The following is a 22070-nucleotide window of genomic DNA, read 5'->3' as shown; positions in this document are numbered from 1 at the left end:
CTAAAAATTCTATCTTGTAGGTATTTATTATGTATAGCAACAAAATATCCAATACTCGCCACATGTCGATGAAATTGTCCGATGGGCGACTTCTGTGTTGGTATGAATCAGGACCTGAACAAGGTTTTCCCGTTATTTTTTGTACCGGTGCTGGCATGAGCGGTACGCTTGGCTTTGGGATTGATCGTCTTGATGAGCTCAATATTCGATTAATCACCCCTGAGCGTGCAGGATTAGGTCAATCCGCCTTTGATGAGCATAAATCCCTACAACGTTTTGCGCGAGATATTCAGCAACTCCTCGATGCTCAGGAAATCCCGTCTTTTTCCGTCGTCGGCTTCTCCCAAGGTGCTGTTTTTGCGATGGCACTAGCCTACTACTGTTCCCCTGTTTCCCTATCACTGGTTTCTGGGCAAGATCAATTCGAGTTTCCTGAAACGAGAAATCATTTAAAACAAGATGTCATTAATATGCAGGAACAAGCCATTCATACGCCAGAGGCACTATCTGAATGGCTAATGAGAAATGTGACATCACAATGGCTACTGGCATTTATTCTGAATTGCAGTGCGGAAATTGATCAACAAATTTACAGTGAAGAGAGTTTTTTAGCTGCTTACAGTGATTGTATGGAACGCGCATTTATGCAGGGAAATCAAGGTTATGTGCAGGATTTATTACTAGCATTACAACCGTGGCAATTTAATCCTGAAGATATTCACTGCCCAGTTGCACTCTGGTATGGCGAGCAAGATGTCAGCGCTGTTCATTCACCGGATTTTGGTAAAACACTCGCTCAGCGTTTTCCCCACAATGAACATTTTCTATTTTCTCATGAAGCAGGGTCCGTGCTATGGACACAAGCATATTCAATCCTTGCCCAACTGAAAGAGCACAGCCTTTAAACAATAAAAAAGGTGCCCCAATGAACACATTGAGGCACCCTATATTATCAATGGCGTTTTACTTCTTAGACGCTTGGATGTACAGCATTTCTAACGCGATAGTCGCGGCAGCTAATGCAGTAATTTCAGATTGGTCATACGCTGGAGCAACCTCGACCACATCCATTCCAACAATATTCAGGGATTGAATACCACGTAACAGTTTTAACGCTTTATCTGATGTTAACCCACCAATGACTGGGGTTCCGGTTCCTGGCGCAAAAGCCGGATCCAGACAGTCAATATCAAATGTCAGATACACCGGCATATCACCGACGACCTGTTTGATCTGAGCAACCATATCCTCGACACCACGATCGTTGGCTTGAGCGGCATCTAACACTGTAAAGCCGTTGTCCGAATCATGTTCAGTACGAATACCAATCTGGACTGAATGATTAGGGTCAATCAAACCTTCTTTCGGCGCATGATAGAACATCGTGCCATGGTCATATAAGCTACCATTACCGTACGTATCGGTATGTGCGTCAAAATGCACTAATGCCATTTTACCGAAGTGTTTTGCATGAGCGCGCAGTAACGGCAGAGTCACAAAGTGGTCACCACCAAATGTTAAACAGCGCTTACCTGATTCCAGTAGTTTTTCGGTGTGTGCTTGCAGCTTATCGCACATATCTTGCGCATCACCGAATGCAAAAACCACATCACCACAGTCAACCACATTGAGCTTATTTTTTAATTTAAAATCCCATGGCCAGCGGTGGCTTTCCCACGCGAGGTTAGTTGAGACTTGGCGAATAGCAGCAGGTCCATGACGGCTACCCGCCCGTCCTGAGGTTGCCATATCAAACGGCACTCCCGTGATCACCCAATCCGCATCAGAGCTATAAGGTTGGAAATTCAACGGAAAACGTAAAAAACCAAATGCGTTTGAAACCAGTGAGTTATCAACCTGATTTCCTAATGTGCTATTAATCATCACTGTTCCTTAATCATTCATCTTCTAAGTAAGTGTAGCCGTACAACCCACTTTCAAATTCGTTTACAAAATCTTTTTGTAGCTCATCGCTAAGTCCGGTGCCTTTAACTTGCTCAATAAAGCTTTCTAGCAACACTTCAGGGACCAACTTCACGTATTGCAGCATATCAGCCACAGAGTCGCCTTCTTCGCTTTGCAAGTAACGCATACTACCTTGGCTATCGACCCATACATCAATGGCAGCGGTATCGCCAAACAAGTTGTGCATGTTGCCTAAAATCTCTTGGTACGCCCCAATCATGAAAAAGCCAATCATCGGCGGATTTTCTGGATCATATGCTGGCATTGGCATGGTGGTTTCGACCCCATCGCCGTCAACATAATGATCAATAATCCCGTCGGAGTCACAGGTAATATCCAGTAATACAGCGCGTCTATCTAGTGGCTTGTCTAAGCCTTCAATCGGCAAAACAGGGAAAACTTGGTCAATTCCCCAAGCATCAGGAAGCGATTGGAATAGCGAGAAGTTCACATAGAATTTATCCGCCATACGCTCTTGCAGCTCATCGATAATTGGACGGTGAGCGCGATTACTTGGGTCTAAATCTTGCTGAATACGGCGACAGATATTCAAGTATAGCTCTTCTGCCCATGCGCGCTGTGTTAAGTCCAATACACCATGTGCATACTGAGTATGTGCTTCTTGCAGGTCAAACTGGCTATCATGCAGCCATTCACGTAAAGAGCGGCTGTTACCTTGATGCTGCATGGATTCCCACGTTTCCCATAACGAGACCAGTGAACGCGGAGCATCCTCACTAGGTGGTGTGGTTTTCGTAAATTCGTTACGCTCAACACCAATGACGTTAGAGACTAAAACCGTATGGTGAGCCGTTAACGCACGACCAGATTCGGTGATTACGGTTGGATGAGGCAAGTTAAACTCTTCACACGCATCACCAATCGCCCAAATGACATTATTCGCGTATTCGTTCAGACCATAGTTAACCGAGCAATCAGACTGGGAGCGGGTTCCTTCATAATCAACGCCTAAGCCACCACCCACGTCAAAACATTGAATGTTGACACCCAATTGGTGCAACTCGACGTAAAAACGTGCTGACTCACGAACACCTGTTGCGATATCACGAATATTCGCCATCTGTGAACCTAAATGGAAGTGCAGTAATTGCAGGCTATCCAAACGGTTCGCATTACGTAAAATCTCCACTAGTTGCAAAACTTGGGTCGCTGCCAATCCAAATTTGGATTTCTCACCACCACTGGCTTGCCACTTGCCTGAGCCTTGGGACGCCAAACGGGCGCGCACGCCTAAACGAGGCGTCACTTCCAGCTTTTTCGCTTCCTCTAGCACCATCTCGATCTCAGACATTTTTTCGATAACCAGATACACTTTGTGACCCAGTTTTTCGCCAATTAAGGCGAGACGAATATATTCGCGATCTTTATAGCCATTACACACAATCACGGTGCGAGTACGACCCGCGTTGGCTAACACGGCCATTAACTCTGCTTTTGAACCTGCTTCTAACCCTAAAGGCTCACCCGAATTCACTAATGATTCAATGACTCGGCGCTGTTGGTTAACTTTAATGGGGTAGACTAAGAAATAGTCACCTTTATAACCATAAGATTCCCGCGCACGTTTAAATGCTGCGTTAATAGAGCGCAAACGGTGCTGCAAAATTTGAGGGAAACAGAACAGCGCAGGTAAGCGTAAGTGCTCCTGCTCTTCTTTAACTTGGTAAACTAATTCAGCTAAATCAACAAAAGTGTCAGGGTTTTCAGGATTTGGGCAAACACAGACATTTCCGCGCTCATTCACCTGATAGTAACCACCGCCCCAATACGCAACATTATAAGTTTGGCGCATCTTGCGAGCGATATTATCATTCATAATAAACTCCTAGTATGGAGGGGTGAGTGATGCGTTCTCCTTCCAGACAAGCTCCCACCAAAGGCATGGTGCGACTGGGCAGTAATGTCAGGGAAACAGCGATACTCAGATTGTAATTAAAAGTGCTTAGAACGTCTAAACGGTGACAATATACATCCACAAACCTAGCAGATTACTGACTAAGTATTAAGGATCTATGATAGGTATGACGGTAACTTCGTGACGAAGTAAACAAAGACAGGAAAGTAAAAGCCAATGTCACACGGCGATCCGCGTACGACGGTTGGATACTGTTATTCAGTAGATTATGGATCATCGCCCATTAACCCCCAATATAACTGTTTTCCCCTTGGGAATTTTAATCATCTATTAAAATTCAATCGGTTATAAACATTCCTGATAGAAAGCAGACTCATGGCTGACCTGCTGGCATATAGCGAGAAATAACAACCATCCGCTACGGTCGCAGTTTATACCTCGAATAGCCCTAAAATGCAAAAGCAAATTATCTAAAATTTCACATTCACGATAAAACTAACTGAATTAGCCATTTATGCGCTTATCATTTTAGGCTGAAAAACAGGTAGAAATTCTTCATTGAAAAGTCTAGAATAGCCGTCTAGATGTTAAAACATCCAACTATAATGTTCTTTGAATTCTTAAGGTATTAATCTCATGTCTACACACCTCTTTACTTCTGAGTCCGTATCAGAAGGGCATCCTGATAAAATTGCTGACCAAATTTCTGATGCGGTCCTTGATGCTATTCTTGAACAAGACCCAAAAGCGCGCGTAGCTTGCGAAACCTATGTCAAAACCGGCATGGTCATGGTTGGTGGTGAAATCACGACCAGTGCATGGGTCGATATTGAAGAAATTACGCGTAAAACCGTTCGTGAAATCGGTTATACCAGTTCAGACATGGGCTTTGATGCCAACTCTTGCGCAGTATTAAGCGCAATTGGTAAACAATCACCAGACATCAACCAAGGTGTTGACCGTGCAGATCCTTTAGAACAAGGCGCTGGCGACCAAGGTCTAATGTTTGGCTATGCAACTAACGAAACTGACGTATTGATGCCTGCACCGGTGACTTATGCACACCGTTTAGTGCAGCGCCAAGCTGAAGTTCGTAAAAATGGCACACTGCCATGGTTACGCCCAGATGCGAAAAGCCAAGTCACCTTCCAATACGATGACAACAAAATTGTCGGTATTGACGCGGTAGTTCTGTCCACACAGCACTCAGAAGATATTGACCAAAAAGCTTTACACGAAGCGGTTATGGAAGAGATCATCAAGCCAGTTCTACCTGCGGAATGGTTATCTCCAGCGACTAAATACTTCATCAACCCAACAGGCCGTTTCGTTATCGGCGGGCCAATGGGTGACTGTGGTTTAACTGGTCGTAAAATTATCGTCGATACATACGGCGGTATGGCACGTCACGGTGGTGGGGCATTCTCTGGTAAGGATCCATCAAAAGTTGACCGTTCTGCTGCTTATGCTGCGCGTTATGTTGCAAAAAATATCGTTGCTGCAGGTTTAGCTGACCGTTGTGAAATCCAAGTTTCTTACGCTATCGGTGTCGCAGAGCCTACCTCTATCATGGTAGAAACGTTCGGTACGGGTAAAGTTGACGAAGCATTGCTTGTAAAATTAGTCCGCGAATTCTTTGACTTACGTCCTTACGGTCTAATTCAAATGCTGGATCTGTTACACCCAATGTACCAACAAACGGCTTCTTACGGTCACTTTGGTCGTCCACAATTCCCATGGGAAAAAACCGACAAAGCGGCACAACTGCGCGAAGCTGCAGGTCTGTAATCTCCGCTAACGTCTCTGACGATTAGCAAAAAACCCATCATTATGATGGGTTTTTTTATATCTGTAATGTATAACCACCTCGATGAATCAAATAACCTTTCCACTTGCTTCATATTTTGTGTTGGATAAACAGGTTAGTTGCCCCAGAGCCATGATTATTTTTCAGTACGCTGAAATAGTTGGAAAATGGCCATTCCCGCTATCATCGCCAGCGTAAACAAAATACCTTGAGTCAGTCCCATACCCGTTAATAAAATGGCAGGTCCTGGGCAAATCCCCCCAAGTCCCCAACCTAAGCCAAACAATGCACTACCAATAAGTAACTTCTTATCAATAAGCTTGCTGGTTGGGATCTGCAATGGACAATTTAACACACTGGATTTGCGCTTTTTCACGAACTGGTACCCAATAGCACTGATGACCATGGCAACGACCATCGTCACTAATAGCGATGGATCCCAATTGCCAGTGATATCCAAGAAAGCCAAAATCTTAGCGGGATTACCCATACCAGCCAGCAGCAACCCCAATCCAAATAAAATTCCAGAGACTAACGCAACGATGATTGGCATTGAATTACCCTCTTAAACCAAAATGATTAATGACGGCAACCGTGATAAATGCCACCAGCATGAAAATAACGACCGCAATAATGGAGCGGCGGGAAAACCTTGCCATACCGCAAATACCGTGGCCGCTAGTACATCCACCGCCGAGTCGAGTACCAAATCCTACTAACAGCCCAGCGGCAATGAGTAACGGCGTGCTGGTGGTAATCGTAACTTCAGGTGCATACACAAAGGCAGTAAACAGTAGCGGTGCCACTAAGATACCGACAATAAAAGCGAGCTTCCAAGCCGTATCCCCTTTCACGGGCTTAAGAACCCCCGCTAATATCCCGCTGATCCCTGCAATCCGACCATTTAAAATCAGTAATATTGCTGCCGCTAAACCAATTAAAATACCGCCAATCGCCGCTGACCATGGCGTGAAATTGACCCAATCAATCGTCATATTAATTCCCCTTCACAGGACAATAAAGTTGGTACAAAGTATTGAGTAAGATAAACAATTTCTCATCTGCAATAGAATAATAAATGCGTTTACCTTCGCGACGAGTCGCTACCAATTCCTCGTTTCTTAACACGGTTAACTGCTGTGACAATGTGGGCTGTTGAATACCGAGTGACGCTTCTAAATCACTCACACACGCTTCACCTTGGGTTAATTGGCATAGCAATAACAGTCTATCTGGATTCCCCAGTGTTTTTAATAATGACGCCGTTTGCGTTGCCGCTTGAGTCATTGCTAAAAGCAGCTGTTCTGAGTTGGGTTGTTCACTCTTTTGCATCTTCGTGTCCTAGCTACTTACTTACAGATATCATTATACTTAATAATAATATATTAACTTATATATTTATTGTCAATTATCACTTGTGAGAACTATATGGCTTCACGTATTCTTGACCACATGAAAACGATCAGAGTCCCCATCATGCTCCAGCAGCGAGTGATGAAAACCTTGCGTGAAAAACTCACGTTAGCAGAGCAAAAACTGGAGCAAACATTTCCAGAGCCCGTCATCAACTATAAGCAACGTGGTACCACTGCTGGCAGTGCCTATCTCAAAGATTGGGAAATTCGCGTTAATCCAACGCTGTTAATTGAAAATCCAGATAATTTCGTGGATGAAGTCATCCCCCATGAACTCGCTCACTTACTGGTTTACCGGGTTTTTGGTCGAAAAGGGGTAGCTCCCCATGGCAATGAATGGAAATGGATGATGCAAAATGTTTTAGGCGTAACCCCGAAACGGACTCATAACTTTGCGGTCACTAGCGTCAAAAGCCGAACATTCCGTTATCTTTGTGGCTGCGACACCATTCACGAGTTGACCATCAGAAGGCATAACAAAGTTGAGCGTGGGGAAAATCAATATTTATGTCGAAAGTGCGGGGAAATTCTTAAGCGAGAGATTGCGTCAGCGGCAGAGAGCTAATTCCCTGCCGCATCAAGAGGTTGGTCCGAACTTAGGCGAACTCCGTCATCACCAATTTAGCGATTTCAAAGTAAATAATTAAGCCAGTCCCATCAATAAATGTTGCAATAAACGGCGCAGAAACTACCGCTGGGTCAACTTTTAATTTTTTCAGAACCATTGGAATAATGGAAGAAACAATCGCACTCCACACGGTGATTGCCACAATCGTTAAACTGACCACGATAGTCACTTCATGACCCACACCTAAAATCCAAGCACGAATTAACGCAGCTGCCCCTATAGTAATGGCTACTAAGAACGACGTTGAAACTTCTTTTTTCAGTACCGCGCCGAGGTTACGTAAACTCACTTCGCCCAATGCCATCGCTCTGACAAGGGTCGAGGTGATCTGTGTTCCACTGTTACCACCGGTTCCAATCAATAATGGAATAAAGAATGCCAATGAAATAGCCGCCTCAAGCTGCTCTTCAAATGCTTTAAGTACCGTTCCAGTGTACGCTTCCGCGACAAACAGCATCAGTAACCACACAACACGCTTACGCCACAGAGTGACTGGGCTAGTGGTTAAGTAAGGCTCTTCTAATGGTGTAGTCGCACCCTGCAATTGTGCATCGAGGGTATTTTCATCTTCAATTAATTCAGCGATATCTTGAGGACGTAATACCCCCATCAACTTACCAAACTGAACAACGGGGATCATATCCAAACCACTATGATTAATTAAATCATAAACATCGTGACGTGATTGTTCAGGAAAAACAGAGAAATAATTGTGGCGCATAATGTCCGACACTAATAAATCTTCTGATGCGGCAAGTAATGATTTAACGGACAAAATTCCATTTAAATAGTTTTCACTATCTACGACAAATAAATACGTTGGAATTTGTTCGCCATCGAGGTGTTCAATAAGGCTTTTCTTCACACATGCCACAGAGTCTGCAACCGAAACAGGCAAATAAGATTGGCTCATATATGCGTGAACAGTTGAATCATCAATTTTAGTGGGTTGTGTTTGATTAGACTTTTGACGTGCGTCTTTCATTGCGGACTGTGCAATTGCTACTGCACCCGCTTTGTTCTGGGTAGAGAATGTCATTTTTTTGGTCCCTATTACTGTTGTTTACTCAAACAGTACTCACATAGGGGCGAAACCAGATGAGAGAATGCGTTTGCTATCTCTTCGTCTCGGTTTTAGCACTATACAACGTATCCTGCATAAAGCAGGAAGTTACATGGGGATATACCTTCGGTCGATATATCCTGTCCTAATCTTGGGCGTCTCTCGACGTCGTCAGATCAGTAACCTATGTTTGTATAGGAGCCTCGCCTAACGAGATACTGCACTTTGGATGCGGCGCGAATTATACCCACTGAATGCTTAATTTCCACCCTTTTACTGTGCCCTTTTTTTAATAGCCTCCCCTTGTTTAAGTTTCGTTTAAGTTAATGTGTATCAAGAATTCAGCGTGTAACCATTTGTAACTTTAATGGGAAATTATATTATTCATAATATATAAAGTGATAATAACGTAATGAATTATCGGCTTATTTTTAATTATATTTCGAAACGCAAACAAGCCGATTAATAAACAAAAAAGCCACCTTATTTATATTTAAAATAAGGTGGCAATGAATGAGGCATTCTCAAAATGATATTATCGAAAACTCATTAAGCGATTTCTGTGTCGCCCTGTAATTGACAACTGCACGCTAAAACATATCCATTAGCAATTTCGTCTGCCGTTAATGTCATCGTACTGCTGGTTGTATAATTACCTGAGAGTACTTTGGTTTTACAGCTACCGCATACACCAGCACGGCATGCTGCGATCACCGGCTGTTTGTTTTGCTCTAGTGCCGACAATAATGACGTTCCGACTGGGACGCTAAAATTGACTAAACGATGACGAATTTTTAAGTTAAGCACCTCTTCACTTACCGCTTCATCACCGCCAGTGGTAAAACGTTCCATAAAGAAATGTTCCACTGGCACACCTAATGCTTTGGAAAACTGCTGAACATTTTTCATATAAGGAACGGGTCCACAGGTCATCACCACTCGCTTATTAATATCCGGCACTAACTCCAGCAATTTCTCTTGGCTTAAGCGACCTTGTGCAACTCCCCCGTTATCCGGTGTTTCCGGCATGATGCAAAGCTGTAAACGCTGAGGATATTGTTGAACCAATTTTTGCCATTCATTCGCAAAGATAACCTGCTTTTCATCACGAACATTAAACAGCACTTTGACATTTGTTTCTGGTCGATTCGCCATCAACCAGCGGGTCATCGACATAATCGGAGTGACACCGCAACCTGCCGCCAGCATTAAGTATTGGTTGCTTTGCACATTTGCACAGGTAAATTCACCTTGCGCCTCAGATAACCACAGGTAATCCCCTGGTTTCACTTCCCCCGTCAGCCAGCAAGAGCCTGCACCCTCGTCTAATCGCCTCACGGTAATGGAGATAAAACGGCTTTGTCCCGGAGATGAAGACAAGGTATAAGCGCGCATGACTTCATCACTGTTTTTGATACTCACGAGCGCATATTGCCCCGGTTCGTATTGGTAAAAATCATGATTAATTAAGTTAATAGTCCAAACATCAGAGGTTTCTTGCACAATTGAGTGAATTTGCATTCTGTTTGGACATAAGCTTGTTGGCATGGTCATGAGTGACTCCTTGCAAGGAGGAAGCCCCTTCCTCCTTGGTTTCCTTCCGTTTTATGCAGGCAGAATTTCCGCCAAATCTTGTTCAACCGTGGTAATGCTGCGCATACCAAATTTTTCATTCAGAATATTCAGCAAGTTTTCAGTTAAGAAGCCTGGCGCGGTTGGTCCGGTATAAATATTTTTCACCCCCAAAGCCAGCAAGGTTAACAAAATAACAATCGCTTTTTGCTCGAACCAAGAAAGGATCAGGCTTAGAGGTAAATCATTCACACCACAACCTAATTTCTCTGCTAGGTTCACCGCTAACATAATGGCGGAATAAGCATCGTTACATTGACCCACATCCAGCAAGCGTGGTAAGCCTTCTAAGGTACCGAAATCCAGTTTATTGAAGCGGTATTTACCACATGCCAATGTCAAGATGAGGCAGTCTTTTGGTACGCTACGTGCGAAATCTGTGTAGTAACTGCGCTCACCACGGCTACCATCACAGCCGCCGACTAAGAATACATGACGCAGTTTTTTCTGAGCCACTAAGTCAATCACTGCATCTGCGGCGCCAAGTAATGTCTGACGACCAAAACCAACAGTAATTTTGTGTTCAATTTCTGTGTATGGGAAACCTGACATTTGCTGAGCTTGAGCAATCATGTCAGCAAAACTGTCTCCTGTGATGTGTTTGACACCCGGCCAGCCCACAATACTGCGAGTCCAAATACGGTCTTTATATTCACCAACACCAGGGTCGATAATACAGTTAGAGGTCATTAATACAGGACCTGGGAATTTGGCAAATTCCACTTGTTGATTTTGCCAACCGCTGCCGTAGTTACCGACTAAGTGTGAATATTTTTTCAGCTCAGGATAACCGTGAGCAGGTAACATTTCACCATGGGTGTAAATGTTGACGCCGGTTCCTTCAGTTTGTTCTAACAGCATTTTTAAATCTTTCAGGTCATGACCTGAAATCAAAATACATTTACCTGCTACAGGGCGTACATTCACTTCAGTTGGCACCGGATGACCAAACTCGCTAGTCTCACCTGCATCCAAAATTTCCATGATTTTGAAGTTCATCATGCCGATAGCCATCGCATTATCAAGCAGCTCATTCATGTCTGCGGGTAACGTTCCTAACCACGCCATTATTTCATGGTATTGGGCATAAATTTGATTATCAAATTGCCCCAGAACGTGAGCATGTTCCATATATGCCGCTGCCCCTTTTAGACCATACAGGCACAGCATACGTAAACCATGAATATCATCACCAATTTGGGCTTTATCAATATCTAATGCAAATTGTGCCGCTTGTTGTTGCAGTGATTGAATATCTTGCCCTGCTAGTTGCAGGTTAATCAGTGGGTGATTAAATGCCACTGCGCTATTCACAGATAGGCAGTGTTTGATTAATTTATCGCGCAGATAAATCGCTTCACGGGCATAACCGATAATACGTTCAGAATCGAAATTCACGTTAGTTAAGGTCGAGAAAAAGGCACGCGGAGCAAAACTGTCCACATCATGATCGATAATGCCCAATTCACGCGCTACCACTGCACTTGCAGATAGGCTTTGCAGTACCGCGACTAATAAATCTTGCAAGTCTGAAGTTTCAGCGGTTTTTCCGCACATACCTTGCGAATAAGCGCAACCATTGGTTGCTGGAGTTCTAATTGTTTGTTCACATTGCACACAATACATGGAGAAAACCTCTTAAGTTGCATTTCATATACAACATTAAGATTACCCCTTTTATTTAAATAAAAAAGTGCCTTGAGATCCTATCTAACGGTTTGTTGATCTACATTAAGCTTTACTGTAAATAAGAATTATTCAATAGCGTACAATTATCCGTTCTACCTACCCAACTGCATTTTTCACTGGGGTTTCAAAACAGTATTGCTATACTATGAACAATTGTTTTTGTGTATAAGTTACTATTCATAAGTTATTGTTGTTAAATCATTTTAAGAGAATCAAAAAGCGATGACGCAGGCTAATTCGACTCCAAAATCAGACAACAAAACCCATTTTAGTTTTTTACGCCACCTAAAAGAATCTGATAAAACACCACTCAAAGTGCTTGTTTTAGCAGCTATTATTGGTGCTGTCGTTGGACTGATTGGTTCCCTATTTATGCTGGGTACGGAGTGGGTCAGTCATATTCGAGTCTCTTCCGTCAATCAGTATGTCACCAATAAATGGTTGATAATCCCCGCCATGTTCGTTGCCTCCGCGCTGTTAGCTATGCTCGGCTATTATTTGGTCAAGCGCTTTTCCCCAGAATCGGGTGGCTCAGGGATCCCTGAAATCGAAGGGGCATTGCAAGATTTACGTCCGGTACGATGGTGGCGAGTAATCCCCGTTAAATTTATCGGGGGATTGGGTACACTGGGTTCAGGCATGGTCCTTGGACGTGAAGGTCCTACCGTGCAACTCGGGGCGAACATTAGCCAAATGTTTTATGATTTATTTCGCCTTAAAGATAATGAATCTCGTCATACATTATTGGCGGCTGGTGCCGCTGCGGGTCTTTCCACCGCATTTAATGCGCCATTAGCTGGAATATTATTTATCATTGAAGAGATGCGCCCGCAGTTTAAATACAGCTTAATTTCCATCAAAGCGGTGTTTATTGGTGCAGTGACTGCCACCATCGTTTATCGGTTGATTAATGGCGAAGCCGCCGTACTGAATATTGGTCAATTCTCAGCAGCCCCAATGGAAACACTGTGGTTATATCTAATTTTGGGCATGCTATTTGGTGTCGTAGGAATTGCCTTTAACCGATTCTTGCTCTATCTACAAAGCCGGTTTTTAGCGTTTTATCAAAACAAAATCTCACGATTTGTCCTGATGGGTGGACTGATTGGTGGCAGCTGTGGTGCTATCGGTGTATTTGCACCTGAAGTTGTGGGTGGTGGTTATAGCGTTATCCATCAAATGGTGGCTAATAGCTTCACAATCACTCTACTAATGGTGTTTTTTGCGCTGAGATTTTTAACCTCAACAATCAGCTTTAGCTCTGGCGCGCCGGGAGGGATTTTCTCACCATTATTAGCGCTTGGTACACTATTTGGTGGAATTTATGGTTACGCGGCACTTGAACTATTCCCTAACTATTCTATCGAAGTGGGTACTTTTGCGATTGCTGGGATGGGCGCGCTATTTGCCGCCACCGTACGTGCGCCATTGACGGGCATTGTATTAGTCTTAGAAATGACCAGTAACTATCAACTTATCTTACCCATGATTATCACCTGTATTGGTGCCACGATGGTAGCGCAATTCCTTGGCGGTCGCCCTCTTTATTCTGTCCTACTGGAAAAGACATTAGAGCGCAGTGAAAAACAAGCTACCGCCTCAAATGCCTAAAACAGATGTCAAAATGGGTTGCCTAAGCAACCCATTTTATCTTCAATCAATGACTATTTTTTCTTGGCAATCAGCGTTGCAAAGTTCAGTTTGATTCGGTTACCTTGCGCATCCGTTCTATGCAGATGACCTGGGTTTTCATTGTATTTTAAAATTTCCCAGTCTTGGTAATACTGCTGCAATTCACCCGGTTTTAAGAAGCACGTGAATGGCACCCTATCCAGTGGCGCATCCGGCGTTTCTACCGCACATACCACGATGTTAATTCCGCCAGATAGCGTGTGTGATTGCATATCAGCCACAATATCAGCGATTTTGTCCCGTTGCAGGAACATCAACACCACCGTCGAAATAATCAGGTCATAATCACCTTGGATTTGGTGAGTATTAATGTCATATAAGGCGGTATGGATATTTTCAATACCCGATTGCTGTTTAACCGTTTCAATAGCTTGAATATGATTTTGGTTAATATCAACGGCGGTAACATCATAGCCTTGCTGAGCAAGGTAGAAACTATTGCGACCACGACCAGAGCCTAAATCCAAAACCTTACAAGGTTTAGCCAAGTTATTCTCACAAAGATAACGAACTTCTGAATGCGGGATACTGAGGTCATACTGCTTATAAAACGCGATTTCAGGTCGGCATAAAAAAGAGAGCTGGCAACGTAAATCATCACTACAATCGGCAATACGATGCCAGACTTGCGGCTGGATCACTGGAGGCTGATTTTGTGTATCGAATGTAAATTTCTGCTCACTACCATCGTCACCAAAAATAATGAAATCGAGGGAACCTTGTAACACCTTCAATTGAGCGAACGTGTCTTCTTTGGTGTTATGGCGGTCTTGAAACATTAATGGAATAGAAGCCTTGTCCCAAACAGGCATCGTTTTGTAGCACACTAAATCAGTCATGGAATCACCTTTAAGTTGCATTTTAAATACATCTTATGACGTTGAATTGAATAGTGCAACGTTTTCATGAATTGAAAAATGATGAATTGATATGTATCAACCCCCTGACATTCAGGAGGTTGATACCAAGATGTTAATAACCCAACTGTGCTGCACTCAACCCTAAAAATTCAAACGGTTTAGCATCAACATATTGCGCCGTCGCATCTCCTGAATAGATATGGCTTTGCTCTTCACCTAACTCTAATTTTTTCACTTTTCCAGTATCGCTGGAAAAATCAATTTTCTTTAAATCTGTCCAAAAGATATTCGGTGTTAATGCAGATTCGAAGAAGTAAAGTTGGCGCTTATGGTCAACCAAAGTACGCCAACGAGTTGAAGAGATCTCTGGGGATTGCTCTGAACTTAGACCATAAGGAACTGAAACATTGCGGATCACCCCAAACACACTCGCAACCGCTTTATTCGGTGTGGTTTTTTGTGGAATCGCATTGATATAGAACTGTGCTCGAGCAAAACGATCCGCTGAGCGGTTCGTTCCAGGTAACATCACCGTTCCACCAATCCCTTGCCAGTATTCTTGCATCGCTAGCTGTTTATCATAGGTTGGTGAGTTTGTCATAACTTGGTATTTACGACTATGGTGAATAACTTGTTTGCCATCAATGTATTCGATGATCGCACTGTCGCCACTGGCATCCGAAAGGGATAAATGCAGTGTTGCTAAGCGATTTTGTCCCGGCACTTTATCCGTGGCGACAATCAATGGTGTTTTTTCTAATGCGGCAACGGCTTCCTCGACAGTGGCATAATTATCCAACATATATTGTGCCCACAGTGAAATAGAGAGTGCAGGCTTTTTATTGTCGAGCTCTGGATATTTAGATTCAGCCAACCACAACAAGTTAGCGACTAACCCTTTCTCGTTGATGCCATCTGTTGTCGAAATATCATAACCTGAGGCAATCACGCTGCCATATTTGGATTTCCATTTGAGTGATTGAGGTCCTGCCACGCCATTCCGTTCCATGCCACGTGGGAAAATCCATAAATTGGTACCGATATCGTATTTCCAATCCATGGTTCTGCCAGTCATGATCTGCTGGTCTTCCCCGAGATAAACAACTCGAGTACAAGCCTGAGAAACCATGGCTGGAACATAGATTGCGGCGATGGTTAAGAGCGTAACAATGCTTTTCTTCACAAATCGCATCTTGCCTCCAAATGGTATTAAATTGATAGCGTAGCTAAGCCACACAAATGATAGACCACGCGAATAAAAATCCGACATTGATTTATGCAGTATATCGCTTTAGGGGTGTTATTTGAGCATAGATATTGCAACAAAATGCAACAAGGATTAACACCCTATACCAAACTCGATGAGTTTTACAGTGTGTTAATCCTATCAGTAATTCATTGCAGAGGTAGTCAGTGACTATTTTTTCGCAGGAGAGAACCAAGAACGCAATAATGCCGCTTTTGTCTGAGTGTCTGGAATGCTCAATGCCGAGTCATATAGACTGATCGAGATTTGGCATACTGTGGCTGGCGATTTTTTCCCTGCATTCACATCAACCAACATCGAAACATCATTTCCATACTTGGCGGTTAACTCAGCCCTGAGAGCCCCCATCATTTGTTGGTATTTTTCTGGGGATAACGGTGCATGCTCCTTGCCTGCTTCACTGGAAATCAGTAATGCATTAATCGCACTGACTTGTTTTAGCAATACATCTTGGCTTTTCTGAGGAGGGATAATGTCTGCAGAATCTCTTAATTGCGGAAATAATGCGTCGTAACACATTTTCCCTGATGGATCTTGTTCTAACAATGACTTGATATTATCGTTTACTTTCGCAGTGAAGTTAATGACAGTTTCATCGGACGCATAAGGCATACGCTCCACCACTAATTTCATTGATTGGCTGACAACTTGATCAAGCAGCTGACGACGCAAATCTTCATTCGCAGGATCGTATTGAGACATTAAATGCTCAAAATTCTGATAAGTCATCGGACTCAATTTTTTGATCGTCACTAAAATGGGCAGTTCTTTTTCAACTTGAGCAATTGCTTCGGAGTGAATTTCGCTATTACTTTCCGTCGATAGCACGTTATTGTCTTTACTTAACCAGTAAAAACCCAGCGCAAAAATAATAAAAATAATGCTAACGACTAGTGCGGTTTTGCGTGAACTATTTGTATTCAAAGTGACTCTGCCTTTTAACAATAAAACCAATACTCAACCTAAGCCTACCTGACATTGCTAACCACTATTAACTTTAGTCAGTGTAATAAGGCTCAGCAATAAACTCATTACGATTATTTTAGACGTGGACGAGATAATATCGCTATAGGAATAGGCGCAAATATAGAGTAAAAGGTAGATGTTTAGCACTACGAATCAAGTTAAAAACAAAAAACCGCAGATGCCTATTTAAACATCTACGGTTTAAGAAGTTGATAACAGTGACTCAAAAAAATGAATTACTTAACTTGAACACCTTCAACAGACAGCATTAATTCAACTTCTTGAGATTTTGGACCTAAGTCAGATTTGATATTAAACTCTTTCAGTTTAATGTTTCCTTTCGCTTCAAAACCTGCACGGTAACCCCCCCAAGGGTCTTTACCTTCACCCGTTAATTTTGCATCCAATGTGATGGGTTTTGTCACACCATTTAATGTGAAATCCCCTGTCACGAGGTATTTATCACCCTCTTTTTTCACTGCAGTCGAAACAAACTTCGCTTCTGGGAATTTAGCGGCGTTCAAGAAATCAGGGCTACGTAAGTGCTTATCACGCTCTGCGTGGTTGGTATCAATGCTACCAGTTTTGATGGTCACTTCTACTTTATCTTTCGCTGGATCTTTGGCGTCATAGGTAAAGTTACCATCGAAATCTTTAAAGCTACCGTATAACCAGCTGTAACCTAAGTGTTGGATACGGAACTCAATAAACCCGTGCTGCCCTTGTTTATCAAATTGGTAATTTTCTGCCAATGCAGATCCTGCTGATAATAGTAAAGTACCCGCAGCAAGACCTAAAATAGATTTCTTCAACATAACTCTCTCCACGTTATTTATCGGGATTAAAACCCAACATTCTTTTTAAAGTAATATCACCATCTAAGAAATGGTGTTTTAAAGCTGCAAATGCATGCAGAATAGATAACAAAACAACAGCCCAAGCTAAATAAAGGTGAATTTCACCCGCGGTATCAGCCTGTTCTGCTGCACCTGTAAATAATGCAGGCACATCAAACCAGCCAAATACACTTATTGCTTGTCCATCTGCGGTTGAAATTAAATAACCGCTGATCAAAATTGAGAATAAAATAATATAAATTAAAAGCTGAACCGTAATTGAAGCAAATTTAGTTAATTTACTATAACTTGCTAACGGTTTAGGTGGCGGAGAAATGAATCGCCAAACCACACGAAAAAGCATAATAAAGAATAGCAACATTCCTATGCTTTTATGTATTTCAGGGGCTTGATGGTACCAGGTATCATAGTAACCGAGAGACACCATCCATAAGCCTAATGCAAACATTCCATATACGACAATTGCGACCAACCAATGAATGAGCAGCGACAGATGCCCATAACGCGTGGTGTTATTCTTCCATTGCATAATTTAAAAACCATATAGTTTTAAAGGTAATTACTTGTTTTACCAAGTAGGAATAATCATAAGGTTAATCAGGCTTTATTCCTATCCCAAAGTTAAACAAATATTTTGTCGAAGATATTCAAATAGTATCACCATCATTATGAAATAATAGATGAATTCTATTTTTCTTATTACAAGCGTAAAGCTTTAATAAAGAATCTTCTATTTATGTAAATACATGCTCATAATAAATTTTTTACTTTTTTAATCTGTTGATTCTTTATAGCGCATCTTAATATGATAGATGAATTTGTTATAAATATAGTCCAGCCTTTCTAAAATAAGTAGGCGATTTTTTCTTTTTATGAATAAATCACATTAATCCTTCCCAATCATGATTAAATTGATAATCTATTTACCGGTTACTTATCCATCACTTTAAGAGGCTGACGTATGTATACACTCTGGATTGCTAACAAAAATTACTCTTCATGGTCCTTAAGACCGTGGATCTTATTAAAAGCATTGCAGATCCCTTTTGAAGAAAATCTCTGTTTCTTCGAAAACGGCAAAAGTAGCCACGAAAAATTTCGTCGTTTCTCCCCTTCTGGATTAGTTCCTTGCCTCATCGATGGCGACAAAACTGTTTGGGATTCTCTTGCTATTTGTGAATATGTTGCTGAAGATTTTCCCCAAGTTTGGCCAACAGAAAAATCAGCAAGAGCATGGGCTCGCTGTGCTAGTGCAGAGATGCATTCAGGGTTTACAGCGTTACGCCAACAATGTCCTATGGACGTCATTCGAAATGAACCACTTCCTGAAATTTCCCATGACTTACAAGGAAATCTCAATCGTCTTCAGCAATTATGGAAAGAAGGATTTGATACATTTGGTGGACCGTGGTTAGCAGGAAAGAATTTTACCGCGGTTGATGCATTTTTCGCCCCTATCGCTTTTCGAATCCAGAGTTACCAACTCCCTGTGAATTCACAGGCTCAGCAATGGGTCGAACGTATTCTTGCATTACCCGCGATGCAAGCGTGGAAACAATCTGCAGAATTAGAGCCTCACATCCAGCACTAACGTTTTTAATAGGGTTATCACTAACCCTATTAAACCACTGGTTTTACTTGTGTCTTTTTGATTACTAAAAAAACACCTGCACGAGCATCAAAATTAATTTTCGAACAAATAGAACAAAAACAAACCTATAATGTACTATTTTCTCCACAACTTGACTATAAATTGTCATCCCATGGATCTGCGGTCATCACATCCCCTGTCGGAGTATGGAGTGTCACCTGATCATTTTTAAACCATTCGGCTAAAGAGAATCCGCCTTTAGGCGTTTCTACATGAATATCAATAGGACAATAAGGTGTATTCGCTTTGATGGCAAACTGCGCAAAGTCTTCTTTTTGCTGCCGTGTTGGGCAGCGGATCACCACATCAAGGTCACAATCCGCCAGCATGCTTTGAATGTCCGTCGCCAACGTGTAAGCACAGCTACCCGTCACTCCCCATTTCCAAGGCCAATTATGCTGTGAAATAAGGAGTAAAACTTGAATAGGGGGCAAAGCAATAAACATCGAACGCTGTAGTTCAATTGAATTTGAAACGAGAGATTCCACATTCATAATGTGAGTAATCGCAGATTTTGAGATTTGAGTAGTAACCCGTTGATGAGGTTTAATACCTCGGATAGCAACCGTGAGTTGGTTATTATCTGCTTTTTCTCGGTACACAATAAGGGGTAGCTTACTATTCCATTGTGTTTTAACCCATTCAGGTAAAGTATCAAGAGGGACATCGCTATTACTACCGACCCAAACAAAATCATGGGGATTAATTATTTGCATTTATTCTTCCTTATCATGACGACAATTGCTCTAGCACCCCGCTATTATGCATTTTTTCTGTTCGATGAATACAATCACTCACATTCAACAGGAATAATTGCACCATAAAGCAGGAAAAAAGATACGTTATTGACGGCTAATATTTGTCTTCACATAACGGTATGTTATCATCGAATACTCTTAATAATTAAAGAGTTAGACAACGAATTTTGAGCATCATAATATGAAGAAAATCCCTGCTATCCATGACGGTATTCTGTTCAGTAGCTGCTTAGTTTTAAGTGCCCTTACTGCACTCGCTCTGATCGATGTTCAAGCCGCAATGTGGGCCGCCTTTTCGACGCTCTATTCATTCAACTTATTTAATGCAGCCAAAGAGTATAAAAATTATCTTTATACTGCATTTTGGTTATGCATGATTTTAGTTGCTATCTATATTGGTGATACCTTGCGCTTGGGAACGGGCTTTTACATTTATCTGGCTATTTTCTCATTCATTTATTATCAGCTTTATGGCACAGACCCCATCATGGATTTAACGATGAAATTCATGATTATTATGTCCACAATTGGTACTATTCTGCCTGAAATATCGAAAAGCCTAACCCTGGGCTTTTTAATTGGCAGTGGCGTAACCCTGATTACTTACTATGTACTCAGCCATAAAATGACTCGTCACTCCATTATTACGCCACTGGTTGTAGAAAAAAATCTATTCACACTACGCAAAAATATTATTCCGCGATCAATGACCTATGCAATCGGCTTGCTATTATCTTTAGCTCTCCCTCGTATGATTGACTTAGGACATTTCTATTGGACATTGCTAACCTTTGTTTTTGTATTACACCCTAAGTCTGAAAGTATCGTGCGTATCACATTCCAACGTGTGGCTGGCAGCTTAATTTCCGTGTTGTTCCTATTTCTCTTATTTAATACGCCGTTGATGCCGTATATCGGACTCGTTGCTATTTTAGTCTTCGCATTTTTACTCCCAATGAGTTTCCATCACGGCTATACCTTTATGACTTTTGTTGTCACCAGCTTAATTCTTTCTGTACTTGAGCAAGTGGTTTATTGGCGTCATCCCGCCTACACCTTATTATTTGATCGCGTTCTAGAAACCGCTCTTGGTGGTGCTATCGCTATTATCACCAGTATTATTTTGAAATTATTTAGAGAAAAAAGCCCAGAAAGCTAGCGCTACTCGGAGTTATAACGCTCACTCTCTAGGCTTTATTTATACCTAGCCCTACCTCACCATGGTAATGGTACATTCTCCCCATTTGCGTGCTCACCGTAATACAAAGACGGTAAAAAGCGAGACAAGTAGGTAAATTCGTTATAGCAATGGCGCATCAGCTCTAGCCCTATGTCGTCGGATAACTGTGTTCGAGGGTCGCTAAGAGATGCCCCCAATAAGAAACGACTGCGTAATACACAACCAAATTCAGTGTCGCGGACTAAGTGCATCATTTTTCCATCAATAGGATAACCTTGCGAGTCCATTTCAACATGCTCACCAAAGCCAATGGAAGAACACACTGCGCCAGAAATATGTCCATCCTTGATTGCTTTTTCAAAAGCTGAAGCATCAAAAAAGTCGGTCGGCTCTCTAAATTTCAGTTTTGCTGCTACCGGTGGAATAGCGCCGAGAGATTCAACGGCGTGAATGGAAGCACCAATAAAGCTTTCCCCTTTTTTCCATTTTTCATCCCACCCATAATGGGCAACATGGTCATGAGGGTGCCACCATCGAATATGTTGTGTCGTCTCAAAAAAGGTAAACCACCATGCCAACATTCTTCCTTTGCAACCATGCAAATCTGTACGTACTGCCACGGTTAGTAAGCCATTTTCATCTCGTTCAATGCCCATTTCCATGCGTAAAGGATTAGGTAACAATAGCTGGTTAACATCACTTACTGCCCATGTTTGATTTGTCTTCATGATGATCTACCTATATTAATTTATTAGGAAACTTAT

At 42.2% G+C, this 22070-nt stretch carries 21 protein-coding genes and 1 riboswitch; of the genes, 6 read left to right on the top strand and 15 right to left on the bottom strand.

The genetic code is table 11. From position 1 onward, the window contains the following. Positions 1–29 precede the first annotated feature (29 nt). Positions 30–905, top strand: a complete 876-nt coding sequence (locus PR795_RS07980; RefSeq protein ID WP_036961757.1) for an alpha/beta hydrolase — start codon at positions 30–32, stop codon at positions 903–905. 58 nt (positions 906–963) lie between these two features. Here the strand turns inward: PR795_RS07980 and speB are convergent, their stop codons facing one another. Next, positions 964–1884, bottom strand: a complete 921-nt coding sequence (speB, locus tag PR795_RS07975) for an agmatinase (RefSeq protein ID WP_006661143.1) — start codon at positions 1882–1884, stop codon at positions 964–966. Positions 1885–1897: 13 nt separating this feature from the next. After that, complete coding sequence (gene speA / locus PR795_RS07970; RefSeq protein WP_006660732.1) at positions 1898–3802, bottom strand: biosynthetic arginine decarboxylase; 1905 nt, start codon at positions 3800–3802, stop codon at positions 1898–1900. A gap of 675 nt (positions 3803–4477) precedes the next feature. Between speA and metK the strand changes: the two genes are divergently transcribed. After that, a complete protein-coding gene (metK, locus tag PR795_RS07965) occupies positions 4478–5629 on the top strand; it encodes a methionine adenosyltransferase (RefSeq protein ID WP_006661136.1) in 1152 nt (383 codons plus the stop codon). A 155-nt stretch (positions 5630–5784) separates the two neighbouring features. Here metK and PR795_RS07960 read toward each other — a convergent pair whose 3' ends face one another. Genes PR795_RS07960 through PR795_RS07950 form a run of 3 tightly spaced genes read right to left on the bottom strand, consistent with a single transcriptional unit; the run spans position 5785 to position 6980 of the window. Then, positions 5785–6201, bottom strand: coding sequence for a DUF6691 family protein (locus tag PR795_RS07960; RefSeq protein ID WP_006661135.1), 417 nt, complete (start codon positions 6199–6201; stop codon positions 5785–5787). A gap of 4 nt (positions 6202–6205) precedes the next feature. After that, complete coding sequence (locus PR795_RS07955) at positions 6206–6643, bottom strand: YeeE/YedE family protein (protein WP_036968197.1); 438 nt, start codon at positions 6641–6643, stop codon at positions 6206–6208. A gap of 1 nt (position 6644) precedes the next feature. Further along, positions 6645–6980 (bottom strand): ArsR/SmtB family transcription factor, encoded by a 336-nt coding sequence (locus PR795_RS07950; protein ID WP_006660728.1) that lies wholly within the window; start codon positions 6978–6980, stop codon positions 6645–6647. Between the two features lie 120 nt (positions 6981–7100). Here PR795_RS07950 and PR795_RS07945 point away from each other — a divergent pair, with 120 nt between their 5' ends. After that, on the top strand, positions 7101–7628 hold the full coding sequence (locus tag PR795_RS07945) for a SprT family zinc-dependent metalloprotease (RefSeq protein ID WP_154632655.1): 528 nt from the start codon (positions 7101–7103) through the stop codon (positions 7626–7628). 31 nt (positions 7629–7659) lie between these two features. Here PR795_RS07945 and PR795_RS07940 read toward each other — a convergent pair whose 3' ends face one another. The 3 genes from PR795_RS07940 to hcp all read right to left on the bottom strand — a co-directional run bounded on the left by PR795_RS07940 (position 7660) and on the right by hcp (position 12012). After that, a complete protein-coding gene (locus PR795_RS07940) occupies positions 7660–8730 on the bottom strand; it encodes a magnesium transporter (protein WP_181480126.1) in 1071 nt (356 codons plus the stop codon). A gap of 73 nt (positions 8731–8803) precedes the next feature. Then, positions 8804–8976: riboswitch (M-box (ykoK) riboswitch) on the bottom strand. 327 nt (positions 8977–9303) lie between these two features. Beyond that, positions 9304–10308: an NADH oxidoreductase gene (gene hcr / locus PR795_RS07935; protein ID WP_154601959.1), complete on the bottom strand. Its 1005-nt coding sequence runs from the start codon at positions 10306–10308 to the stop codon at positions 9304–9306. A gap of 51 nt (positions 10309–10359) precedes the next feature. Continuing rightward, positions 10360–12012 carry a hydroxylamine reductase gene (gene hcp, locus PR795_RS07930; protein WP_181480127.1) on the bottom strand — a complete coding sequence of 551 codons (1653 nt, stop codon included), beginning with the start codon at positions 12010–12012 and terminating at the stop codon, positions 10360–10362. A gap of 285 nt (positions 12013–12297) precedes the next feature. Between hcp and clcA the strand changes: the two genes are divergently transcribed. Continuing rightward, positions 12298–13686: a H(+)/Cl(-) exchange transporter ClcA gene (clcA, locus tag PR795_RS07925; RefSeq protein ID WP_181480128.1), complete on the top strand. Its 1389-nt coding sequence runs from the start codon at positions 12298–12300 to the stop codon at positions 13684–13686. Positions 13687–13739: 53 nt separating this feature from the next. Here the strand turns inward: clcA and tehB are convergent, their stop codons facing one another. The 5 genes from tehB to PR795_RS07900 form a co-directional block, all read right to left on the bottom strand. Further along, a complete protein-coding gene (tehB, locus tag PR795_RS07920; RefSeq protein ID WP_036975179.1) occupies positions 13740–14627 on the bottom strand; it encodes an SAM-dependent methyltransferase TehB in 888 nt (295 codons plus the stop codon). Between the two features lie 112 nt (positions 14628–14739). Beyond that, a complete protein-coding gene (locus tag PR795_RS07915; RefSeq protein ID WP_006661130.1) occupies positions 14740–15819 on the bottom strand; it encodes a linear amide C-N hydrolase in 1080 nt (359 codons plus the stop codon). A 225-nt stretch (positions 15820–16044) separates the two neighbouring features. Further along, entirely contained in the window at positions 16045–16818 is a 774-nt protein-coding gene (locus PR795_RS07910) for a hypothetical protein (protein ID WP_036961790.1), read from the bottom strand. A 278-nt stretch (positions 16819–17096) separates the two neighbouring features. Further along, the gene (locus PR795_RS07905; RefSeq protein ID WP_006660719.1) at positions 17097–17675 is read right to left on the bottom strand and encodes a YceI family protein; all 579 of its coding nucleotides are present in this window, start codon (positions 17673–17675) and stop codon (positions 17097–17099) included. A gap of 13 nt (positions 17676–17688) precedes the next feature. Further along, a complete protein-coding gene (locus PR795_RS07900) occupies positions 17689–18246 on the bottom strand; it encodes a cytochrome b (RefSeq protein WP_006661126.1) in 558 nt (185 codons plus the stop codon). 432 nt (positions 18247–18678) lie between these two features. Here PR795_RS07900 and PR795_RS07895 point away from each other — a divergent pair, with 432 nt between their 5' ends. Beyond that, entirely contained in the window at positions 18679–19308 is a 630-nt protein-coding gene (locus PR795_RS07895) for a glutathione S-transferase family protein (RefSeq protein WP_181480130.1), read from the top strand. Between the two features lie 155 nt (positions 19309–19463). Here the strand turns inward: PR795_RS07895 and PR795_RS07890 are convergent, their stop codons facing one another. Continuing rightward, positions 19464–20084 (bottom strand): malonate decarboxylase holo-ACP synthase, encoded by a 621-nt coding sequence (locus PR795_RS07890; RefSeq protein ID WP_006660716.1) that lies wholly within the window; start codon positions 20082–20084, stop codon positions 19464–19466. A 223-nt stretch (positions 20085–20307) separates the two neighbouring features. Here PR795_RS07890 and PR795_RS07885 point away from each other — a divergent pair, with 223 nt between their 5' ends. Beyond that, positions 20308–21285 carry an FUSC family protein gene (locus PR795_RS07885; protein WP_006660715.1) on the top strand — a complete coding sequence of 326 codons (978 nt, stop codon included), beginning with the start codon at positions 20308–20310 and terminating at the stop codon, positions 21283–21285. A 56-nt stretch (positions 21286–21341) separates the two neighbouring features. On the opposite strand, the gene PR795_RS07880 is transcribed toward PR795_RS07885, so the two are convergent. Further along, positions 21342–22034: a DAPG hydrolase family protein gene (locus tag PR795_RS07880; RefSeq protein ID WP_272516792.1), complete on the bottom strand. Its 693-nt coding sequence runs from the start codon at positions 22032–22034 to the stop codon at positions 21342–21344. Between the last annotated feature and the right edge of the window lie 36 nt (positions 22035–22070).

The sequence above is a fragment of the Providencia sp. PROV209 genome (assembly GCF_028479485.1).
Lineage (GTDB): Bacteria > Pseudomonadota > Gammaproteobacteria > Enterobacterales > Enterobacteriaceae > Providencia > Providencia alcalifaciens.
The sequence above is the reverse complement of the archived record's forward strand: the minus strand, read 5'-3'. Positions and strand labels throughout refer to the sequence as shown.